General features: G+C 44.9%; 8 protein-coding genes and 1 pseudogene. 6 read left to right on the top strand and 3 right to left on the bottom strand.

The window, feature by feature from the left end:
* Window positions 1–1,312, bottom strand: a 1,312-nt coding sequence (locus tag QT974_RS14685; RefSeq protein ID WP_333469205.1) for a cytosine deaminase, incomplete at its 3' end; no start/stop codon positions are given.
* A gap of 326 nt (window positions 1,313–1,638) precedes the next feature.
* On the opposite strand from QT974_RS14685, the gene QT974_RS14680 reads away from it, so the two are divergent.
* The 5 genes from QT974_RS14680 (at window position 1,639) to QT974_RS14660 (ending at window position 8,307) form a co-directional block, all read left to right on the top strand.
* Complete coding sequence (locus QT974_RS14680) at window positions 1,639–2,547, top strand: class I SAM-dependent methyltransferase (RefSeq protein ID WP_333469204.1); 909 nt, start codon at window positions 1,639–1,641, stop codon at window positions 2,545–2,547.
* Between the two features lie 689 nt (window positions 2,548–3,236).
* Complete coding sequence (locus tag QT974_RS14675) at window positions 3,237–4,145, top strand: class I SAM-dependent methyltransferase (protein WP_333469203.1); 909 nt, start codon at window positions 3,237–3,239, stop codon at window positions 4,143–4,145.
* Between the two features lie 500 nt (window positions 4,146–4,645).
* On the top strand, window positions 4,646–5,893 hold the full coding sequence (locus tag QT974_RS14670; protein ID WP_333469202.1) for a GTP cyclohydrolase II: 1,248 nt from the start codon (window positions 4,646–4,648) through the stop codon (window positions 5,891–5,893).
* An 87-nt stretch (window positions 5,894–5,980) separates the two neighbouring features.
* A complete protein-coding gene (locus QT974_RS14665; protein WP_333469201.1) occupies window positions 5,981–7,063 on the top strand; it encodes an adenylate/guanylate cyclase domain-containing protein in 1,083 nt (360 codons plus the stop codon).
* Entirely contained in the window at window positions 7,060–8,307 is a 1,248-nt protein-coding gene (locus QT974_RS14660; RefSeq protein WP_333469200.1) for a URC4/urg3 family protein, read from the top strand. Before QT974_RS14665 ends, QT974_RS14660 begins: the two co-directional genes overlap by 4 nt.
* A gap of 185 nt (window positions 8,308–8,492) precedes the next feature.
* On the opposite strand, the gene QT974_RS14655 is transcribed toward QT974_RS14660, so the two are convergent.
* Window positions 8,493–9,068, bottom strand: a complete 576-nt coding sequence (locus QT974_RS14655) for a DUF4360 domain-containing protein (protein WP_333469199.1) — start codon at window positions 9,066–9,068, stop codon at window positions 8,493–8,495.
* Window positions 9,069–9,587: 519 nt separating this feature from the next.
* On the opposite strand from QT974_RS14655, the gene QT974_RS14650 reads away from it, so the two are divergent.
* Complete coding sequence (locus QT974_RS14650; protein ID WP_333469198.1) at window positions 9,588–9,965, top strand: uracil phosphoribosyltransferase; 378 nt, start codon at window positions 9,588–9,590, stop codon at window positions 9,963–9,965.
* On the opposite strand, the pseudogene QT974_RS14645 reads toward QT974_RS14650, so the two are convergent.
* Window positions 9,890–10,340, bottom strand: a pseudogene (locus QT974_RS14645) (zinc ribbon domain-containing protein); the annotation flags it as partial. The gene QT974_RS14650 and the pseudogene QT974_RS14645 overlap by 76 nt on opposite strands.

The following is a 10,340-nucleotide window of genomic DNA, read 5'->3' as shown; positions in this document are numbered from 1 at the left end:
CTAGTTCGCGGTAATCTGGCAGAGTTGTATCAATTTCTTTGCCTTGCCGCAAAACTGTGCGATCGCGCTGCGACCTAGATAACAATTCGCTGAAATTCCGCGCTTTAAACAAAATCAAATCTGCGGGTAAACCAACTGCAATTTTCCCTAAATTCGGCAATCCCATCAAATCTGCTGGTGTCTCTGTGACTGTGCGCGGCCATTCTTCCCAAGGCCGATCTAAATGGGCGATGCGGGCTGCCATATTAAAGACTTCTAAAACATCGTGGTCGCCAAATCCGTAGAACGGATCGCGACAGTTGTCGCTAGCAACTGCGACGGGAATTCCTGCTGCTCTTAGTTCATGCAATACCGTCACTCCCCGCCAACGCGGTGTACGCCCTGATTGTCTGTCTTGTAGGTAAAGGTTGCACATAGGCAAGCTGACTATGCCAATATTTGCTTGCTTGACTAATGTCAAAGTTTCTGTTAATAAGTCTGGCGGTTGTACGGCTAAACTACAGCAGTGTCCGCAGATTATTTGACCGCTAAATTTGTGGCGGATGGCAGTTTTTGCGACTTCCCGCAGTGTTGTTGATTCTGGATCGTCTGTTTCGTCGGTGTGAAAGTCGAGGTTTAAACCGCGTTCTTGGGCTAGGCTAAATACTCGATCGAGTTGTTTGTCTAAATCGGGATTCATGTAGGCGACGCCGCCTAGAATGCCGCCGATTTCGGCAATTTTGTCGGCTAATTTTTCGCCTGCGGGTGTCAGGAAATAGTCGAGGGAAACTAGGGAAACTGCTTGCAAGATTAGCCTCGTGTCCCATTCGGCTTGCAGGGCTGTAAATGCTGCTAAACTAACAGTTCCCTGTTCGCCTGCTGCGTCGATGTGAGTGCGGATGGCTTTGGTTCCGTGGGCGTAGCTGCACTTGAGGCCGAACTGCATCCGCCTGTAAACATCCTCTGCATTCCAGTATTTTTGGACATCAGCGCGTACTGTGTCGATCGCGCTAGCGAAAGTTCCATCGGGATTGGGCGATCGCTCCCAGATATGTCCTTTGTCTAAATGCGTGTGCATATCTACAAAACACGGCAAAACTAAGCCGCTGCACAAATCCACAATTGGGATATCTGCAATTGGGAATAAATTTTTTTGACCAGCAGGAATAATTTGGGCGATCGCACCCGCTGCAATTTCCAGATCCACCGCACAAAAATTGTTCTCAGCCGTTGTGGCGAGAATAGAAGCTGATTGGGCGATCGATTTGATCTCTAGCAGAGACAGGGGAACACGAGCATTTTTCAGCAAATAGTGAGATGTACTTGGCAACATTAAATTTGTGAGTTAGTATCTTCTTAAGAATTTAGCGCTACCTCAAAACGCTACCGAAAATCATTGTCTGTTGAGCATCGGTTGTATTCTCGGTAACAAATGCTACCTTCTGGCTCTCACCCTTTAGAGATAACATCGTATAGCGCCGATGGATCGATCGGGGTCAATCGCAAACAAGCCGAGCATCTACAAAGGCTGCTCTGTCACAATATTACTCGATCGGCTTGCAGTGGTGTACTCTACCTGCCCAACTAATGGTAAAAAATGGTGGTTTGTCAGCCCCCATGAACGACTGTTAAAAACAGCAAAAACACTGAAACTGAACCATGCAAAAATACACAAATTGCCCAGTTTGCAACTCCAACAAAATCAGCTTCCGGTACACAGCAGGAACAGCACGCCAACCTAAACAAGCTCCTAAATGGTCAGTTTACGGATGCGAAGATTGTGACTTAGTATTCGTAAATCCGCGGCCGACATGGGATGAATTGAGCGATTATTACCCTGAAGGCTGGCAGTGCTACAACACTCACGCACCAGACGAAGAAAAGGAAATAAAACAAGCCAAAGAACTTAATGAATACCGACACATTCCTATCCCTGTAGGCAAGCGGCTGTTAGACGTGGGATGCGGCGGAGGTTCCATTCTCCAAGTGTTCAAAAAACTCGGAGTTGAGGTAGCAGGAATTGAACCTAGCAGCTCAGCCGCAGCGGCAGGGCGCGAAGCCGGTGTGGATATTTTCACCGGCACTGTAGAAGAATACGTTGCAGCAAAAGGTACTGGCGAAAAGTTTGATGTTATCCTCTGCTCCCACGTTTTGGGAGCAACGCCTTTCCCGGCAGAAACACTCGACTGCATGAGGCAATTGCTGGCTCCTAACGGTTACATTTGGGTGGCTGTACCCAACGCTGATTCGCCCTACGCGCGGAAACTGGGCTGGCGCTGGCACAGCACCGATTATCCTTACAATTTGATCGGTTATACCCCAAAAACTTTGGCTTTAGCCGGCGAAAAGGCAGGTTTAGCAATTCAGCGCAATTACACCTACTCTTTGCCGGATGCCCTTCGTTACTCTATCTGTTTGTGGCAGCGCTATAAATTGTTTGTACCGCACAAAGTTAGCCGCTTGTTCCTTTCAGATGAACGTGTTGAAGGCTGGGCGAAGGAATTGGACTCTCGCGATGAAGGTGAGGCAATTTTAATGGAGTTCTGTCACCCTCCAAGCCAGGTTTAATGGTTTTTTTTGAGCAAAAATATGAGATTTGAGATTTGTGATTGACCAACTTGCAGTCAATCACAAATCTCAAATCTGTTTTGAGTTGTTTGACAGCGCTGCATATCCAGCACGGTCTATCACACTATTAGAGATGTGAGATTTAACAACTAACAATGACTGAGTGAATAATGGTTGCAACCTGGTCTCTATTTGCATGATTGTTGGCCCGCTATATTACGTATAGCCTCGCGCTGGGTGAGGTACAATTTGAGATTTTAGACCTAGGCAGACAGCGAGCGCTGCCATCAGAATAGTCGAAGTCTCCAACGATTAAATAATTGAAAAATTGCGATTTTCAGGGATTGTTGATTAATTAGTTAATACCTGCTATTGATGAGGAAGCTTATAATTTTGATACCGTTAAGAGTGAAAATATAAGTTTTCTGTCTTGTCGGTAGCGAGGTCAACAATTTAAAGCTCAGCCATTCATCAGGAAATAAAAATTCAAAAAGTCCGGTTTTGTTTGATTAAACTGTGTAATTCTTGTAAATAGGCAAGCTTTGACCAAAAACCCGGTTTTTTAGCAGATATCTGGTTACTTTGGTGCTGTTTTTGCTAAAAACCGGGCTGTTGAGTGCAAATCCTGCTGGTCGTATGTCTGTCGGCTGATACTGCCCGAACTCGCTCATCAATCAGAAAAACTTACCATGCAACAACTCACAAATTGCCCTGTTTGCGATTCCCCAAAAATTAGCTTTCGCAACAAAGCGGGAAATTCCGAGCACCCTAAAGAACCGCTGCATTGGTCGCTATTCGGCTGTGATGATTGCGGTCTGCGATTTCTCAATCCCCAACCTACCTGGCAGGAATTGATTCCCTATTATCCCCCGGATTATCTGTGCTACAACACTCACGTTGACGATGAGGACGCAGTAGTTGAAGAAGCAAAACGGCGGGGCGAACACCGACACATTCCAGTACCTGTTGGTAAGCGGTTGTTGGATGTAGGATGCGGCGGAGGTTCTTTTTTGCAAGTCTTAAAAAAACTGGGAGTTGAAGTTAAAGGGGTTGAGCCTGGAGAATCGGCAGCGGCGGCGGCACGCGATTGCGGACTCGATGTTTTTACAGGCACTTTGGAGGAGTATATTGCGCAAAATGGTACTGATGAAAAGTTTGATGTGATCACCTGTTCCCACGTTTTGATGGCAACACCTTCGCCTGCACAAACACTCGACTGCATGAGGCAATTGCTGGCACCTAACGGTTATATTTGGGTTGCGGTACCGAATGCTGAGTGCGAATCGGCGCGCGTCCTCGGCTGGCGGTGGCACAGCGCTTATTTCCCCCGCAACATCATACAATTTACTCCGAAAACTTTGAGTAAAGCAGGAGAAGTTTCTGGTTTGAAAATTCGGCGACAGTCCACTTATTCCTTTCCTTCTGCGGTGGCTTATTCGCTTTCTTTGCGGTGGCGCAATCGCTGGTTTTTACCGCAGAAGATTTCCAGCCGCTTGATCTCCGACAATTATGTCAAGCGTCTGGCCCAGGAATTGGACTCTCGGGACGAAGGCGAGGCAATTTTAATGGAATTCTGCCACCCTCAAAGCCTGAATTGAGGCGTTTTTAGCAAAATAATTTGATGTAAGATTTGAGATTTATTGCAGGTTAGCGGTTGGTCTCAAATCTTTTTTTGCATTTGTTAAAAGTTCAAAATAGGTGTATAAATGTTGTGCTGTCTTTGAGTTTGGCTTTCCGGGGGAAGATTCAACTCTAAGCTTATATCAAATCCGACTCAAGGATTCAATTTTAATCTGAAAATAAATATGCTACACAATAATTGTGAGGCTTGTTTCATCGACTTCTGGTGTAAGGTGGTCGCTAAGAGATTTGCGATTAATGCGACAGATTAAAAATGAATCCACAGCCGATCGATTACTGTTGCATAATTTGAAATAATGCTACGCTCCTCAAAGCTAAGCCTAGATTGGGTTGTGTGCGTTTAGCACCATTGTTTCGAGCAGGGATGCGTGTACTGTTGCTATGATGAATGACTGTTTCCGATTGCGATTTGGCTTACAACCAACAGCAGCATCCATAGTAAAAGCCAAAAAAAACTGTGTCAAAACCCAAGCATATAGTTTTAACATCCCATCCCGGCAGATCGGGCACAAAAACTCTTCCCATTTACTGGGGAGAAATCGATCCACTGAAACGGGGGCCTGTGATTGGCAGCCTCAGCAAATCGTCTCACCGGAATGCGATCGGCACTCATTCGGGTTCTTACTCTGTTTATCGAGCGCTAGCAGTGGCTTCGGGCTCGCTCCAAGCAGATCACCGCCCGGATTTTACTAACACGTCTCCGGCGGCACACATCGGGCCGCATCCGAGTTGGGGCGATCGCAATTCGATCGTTTCTCTCGATCCGTTTGGGGGTTTGGTTAGCGAAATTTATACTTCATTTTCCCAGCAGGGATACGATATTCGACCGACAATTGCTGTCACGAAAGCTCACATTAATATGCCGGAATTGCAAGAAGCAATTGCTAAGGGACGGGTGCAAATTGATGGCAAAATAGTCAAAGCTGGTGGCAATTTAGCAGTAACTAAAATTGCGATCGATCCGGTGTGGTATTTGCCGGGTATTGCCAAAAGGCTGGGGGTAGAAGAAAGCGTTCTCCGCCGTGTATTGTTCGAGCAAACAGGCGGTATGTTCTCGGATTTAGTGACGCGGCCGGATTTGCAGGTTTTATTGCCGCCCATTGGCGGAACTACAGTTTATATTATTGGCGATGTTGCGAATATTTCTGACCCAGATAAACAGTTGGCGGTACGGGTACACGATGAATGCAACGGTTCTGATGTGTTTAGTTCGGATATTTGCACTTGCCGCCCTTATTTGGTACACGGGATTGAAATTTGCATCCAAACGGCACAATCTGGTGGCTCTGGGGTAATTGTTTATTTCCGCAAGGAAGGCAGAGCTTTGGGGGAAGTAACGAAGTTTTTGGTGTACAATGCCAGAAAAAGGCAGGAAGGCGGCGATCGCGCTGATGCCTATTTTACTCGCACTGAATGTGTTGCGGGAGTTCAAGATATGCGGTTTCAAGAATTAATGCCAGACGTGCTGCACTGGTTGGGGATCTCTCGCATTGACAGTTTAGTTTCTATGAGCGATATGAAATACAATGCGATTATCAATTCTGGCATTCAGGTGGTCGATCGCATTCCGATTCCTGAAGACTGGATTCCCGGAGACGCACAAGTCGAAATCGTCGCTAAAAAAGCCGCTGGCTACTACACACCAGACCCTGTACCAGATGCTACAATTCTTGCAGAAGCGATCGGACGCGATTTAGGAGATTGAGATGCCAAGACGCGATCGATCGGACGCGAACAGTCGCATCTTGGCAAAATAAAATTTATTGCTGGTTTTGATCAGTCAGGGTAGGTTATGGCTAATTTGCGTTCTACTGTGATCGTAAAAACAGATATTTGCGGGTATACCGCTAGAGTTAAAAAATTATCTCAGTCGGACTTAAGTAGTTTGTTAAACGAACATAAAAATTTTATTTCAGATATTAGCACTCGAAATGAAGGCAGCGTGATCAAAGGCGAAGGTGATTCGTTTTGGATGATTTTTCCCAGCGTCACAGCAGCGGCGGTGGCAGCCCTAGAAATGCAGCAAGAATTAAGAACCCAACAATCTAGTAAATCCAACGACGAACGATTGGCTATTCGCGTATCGATTACTTTAGGAGATGTCTTGCATCAAGATAAAGATATTTTTGGCGATACGGTGAACTTGACAGCGCGCATTGAATCAGTAACTCCACCGGATGAAATATATTTGTCCCAAGCAGCATGGCTGGCGCTCAATAAAGCAGAACTGCAAACATCTTTTGTCAACGAGTTTTCTTTGAAAGGAATGAGCGAACCTGAAAAAGTCTACAAAGTTGACCAAAGTTACAAAACTAGACTCGTAGAAAATCAAGCAATAATTAAAGCTGATTTGAGAGGTTTTATTGCCTATCAAGAATCTAATTCTATTAAAGATATTGAATATTTGCTGACTAATTTTGATACTTTTGAAAAAACAATTTGTGAAGAATATGGTGGCACAATTCGGAGTATTGTGGGAGATTCGCATTTGTTGACTTTCCCGGAAGCTCACTCAGCTTTAGCGGCAATGGAAAGTTTGTGCGAAAATTGGAAACTTTTTATTCATGGCAATCAAATACCTTGCGGTTTGTCTGTGGGAGTTGCTAAAGGAAATTTGTACATATTTCGCTCTTGTACTTACGGCAAAGATATTAATATTGCTGACAGGCTGGAAGATTTAAGCAAAATCGTATCTCCGGCTACTGAAAAAAATTCTGTGATTGTTTCGGATCAAATAAAACGCGAAGTGAGCGGCTCGAAGTGGGAGTACAAGCTGATTAAAATTGATAGAAATGTGATTTTAGATAATCTTTTAGATTACAGTCAGTTTGACTTTTTTAAAGAAAATGATGTTTATCGGTGCTTAGTTGTATGAAGCTGCGCAATATTGAACTTGAGACTGTAGAATATCTGAGAACCCCGGCTGCGATTCGCCAAAAGTGCGATCGGCTTTTTGACTTAGCCTCCGAAAATAAACTCCGCTACTTCGGCGTCGATTTATCCCAACTCGACAAAGCAGCAAATTATGTAATCGACACAACCCGCCAACAGTATCCCGACTTCAACATTCCCTTCCACAGCCGCTGGCGGCATTTTGAAGCGGGTAACTTGCCGCGCCTCGCGGAACTAGATACAGCTTTCGCACAATTTACACTGATAGAGCAAGCTAAGATCAAATTTGATTTGGTAATTGTCAGCGTTTTACTCGATGCCGGCGCTGGTGCAGATTGGCAGTATTGCGAAGCAGAAACAGGACAGGTTTACCGCCGTTCTGAAGGTTTAGCTGTAGCCACTTTTCGGATGTTTTGTCAAGGTATTTTTTCGAGCAATCCTGATTTTCCTCTTCAAGCTGATGCGCGGGGACTTTCTGGGTTAAAACTAGAAACTTTAGCTGCTGGATTTCAGGTAAATCGAGACAATCTGCTAGTTAGTTTAACCGGCAGATGGGAATTGTTGCAGCGTTTGGGCGATACGATTTGCCAGCATCCGTTATTATTTGGCACTGAAAATCCGCGTCCCGGAAATTTGGCAAAATATTTACTCGACACTCTGATTTCGGAAGTCAAAACTGTGAATGCTTCTGAAGTTTTAAGTGCTGTTTTGAATGGTTTTGCGGAAATTTGGCCGGGAAGATATACCATTGCTGGTGTTAATTTAGGCGATGTGTGGCGGCATCCCGCGTTACAAGGAGAAAATTTGGGGGATGAATTTGTGCCGTTTCACAAACTCTCGCAGTGGTTGACTTATTCGCTGTTGGAACCGCTGCAACAGCTTGGTTTAGAAGTCGCCGGATTGGATGAGCTTACAGGATTGCCGGAGTACCGTAACGGTGGTTTGTGTTTGGATATCGGGCTGCTGCTACCCAAAGATGCGGTTATTTTTGAAGAGAGTTATTTGCCTGGTTCGGAAGTTATAGTTGAATGGCGATCGCTAACTGTGATTCTTTTAGATAAAATTGCTGCTGCTATGCGAGAAAAACTGCATTTGAGTGCCGCTCAATTGCCACTGGTGAAGATTTTGCAAGGAGGAACTTGGGCGGCGGGGCGGAAAATTGCGGCAGAATTGAGGGCTGGTGGAGTATCGCCAATTCAGATTGAAAGTGACGGGACTGTGTTTTGACCAAGTAGGTGAGATGGAAACACATCATAGGTTGGTAGTCAGGAATGCGAGTCCGCATAAAATTCTGAGGACTCGCATTCCTGACTACCAACCTAATTATCATTATCGTTGTAATTAGAGCATTGAGAAACCCGGTTTCTTTACGAAACCGGGTCATCGGTGTTATATTTTTTTGGTGGTTCTGCTTACTTGCAAGTGCGGTATTTGACGTGATAAACTAAGCCGCGATGAGCTAAATCGAAGGAGTCAACGGTTGCCGTGCCGGCACCGCGGGCTGTCATCGAAGCATTTACTCTCATGTTTACGCTATCGCCGCAGCGAGACCAAACATCAGCTACAGTGGCTAAGCTATCTCGAACGTTGTAGTTAGTTTCGCCGCTGAAATTCCGATTGAAAACCGGGCCGCGGTTGCCGGCAAAAAAGTATTCTGCTCGCAGGGTTCCTGTCGTTCTAGGAGCAACGTAGCCGCGGTAATCGGCATCGTATATCGAAATTTGGAAGCCTTGGGGTACTTTGATTGGAATGCTGAGATTGCAGCTTTTCCGGGTTTCTGTTGAGATGTTGCCTTGGGCGGCAAATTTATCAAATAAAATGCTGAGTTCTTGACCGTCTGGGCTGACAGTGACGCTGGCGGAGCGATCGGGGCAACCGCTACCTCCGTAGCTTGCACCTAATATTTGAACTGACGGAGTAGCCGCGAAAGCGGGGCTGATGGCAGCACTCGTTAATACTGTGGCTAGCAAGAGTTTTACAAATTTCATGGATTTTTTCCTTAATGTTTTTGTGTTAGGACAAACCTGAATAATTCAATGAAAATTGAGGCTGTACTCTTCCATTTAGGAGAGGGCAAGCCTTTACTGAAAAGGCATTCAGACTCTGACTGAGAGCTAGATACCTGTATTTGGCTCCGGGCTTCTTCCAGTAGCATTAGTTGATGGACTAATGCCTTTTTTGTCCTTGTACTTTCTAAGATTCATGTCATTTAAAGACTCTTCCGGACGATTCGATGCCAAAATATCTATATTTTTTGTGGGTTTTTGGGGGAACAAATATCGGTTTTTTGTGTCGGTGCTGTACTGGTGAATATTTGTTGAGCTGCTAATTATTTTCTTACACTATGGCTTGAGAAAATCTGCTTTAATTCTGGAATCAGAGCCGCTGGCGTTGTAGTAAAAGGCTCGGTCTGGTGGCGGGGAACGATGAAAAAGAGGGGATTTATGTATTTTCTGTCAGATTCAGGAAAGCATAATTATAATTAATAAAATTAAATGTAAATAAAAATGAGCGCTAAAGTTACTGTCATCGACCATCCTTTGATACAGCACAAGTTAACTTTAATGCGTCAAACGCAAACGAGTACGGGGAAATTTCGCCAACTGCTGAGAGAAATTGGGATGCTGCTGGCCTATCAGGTGACGCGAGATTTGCCGCTCAAATATGAAGAGATTGAAACGCCGATCGCCCAAATGAATGCACCGATGCTGGCTGCGTCGAAGAAAATGGTAATAGTTTCGATTATGCGCGCGGGTCAGGGACTTTTAGATGGTATTTTAGAACTGATAGCTGGTAAAAGTATAGGCATTTATGACATGACATGGGAGGCTTCAAGTCCCTCCCCCTTCGCTTTTACTTCGAGCGGATTCACCCGCCTTGGCTGAACTACGCCCACGACCTATCCCATTGCACAAGGCATTTGGGATTGCTTTTCTTAGGATATTATAAGAGCCATTGACATCGGCGTTAATTAATCTACCGCTCGATGTTTTGTACAATCCTCTCTTAATTCGTTTACCACAAAACTTGACACGATCGGCACCATTCTCCCCATAAACAGGAATCGGGTCTAAATTCAGGAAACTGGATTGAGAAGTATATGATTCTTCCTGCACCATCACTTTTATTCCCACCAATGCAGCCTTATATTCCAACATCTCAATCAATCGAGCATGAGGAACAGTTACGAAGTTCTGATTAGTTTGTTTCCCTAAATTAATCTCGTTTTTCCATTGTACATTTTTGCCAATTACCAGAGT

Origin of the sequence: Microcoleus sp. BM001215392 (assembly GCF_036700185.1) — a bacterium.
In the GTDB taxonomy this organism is placed as follows: Bacteria; Cyanobacteriota; Cyanobacteriia; order Cyanobacteriales; family Microcoleaceae; genus Microcoleus.
Note: the sequence above shows the minus strand (reverse complement) of the source record. Positions and strands in the feature narration are given on the sequence as shown.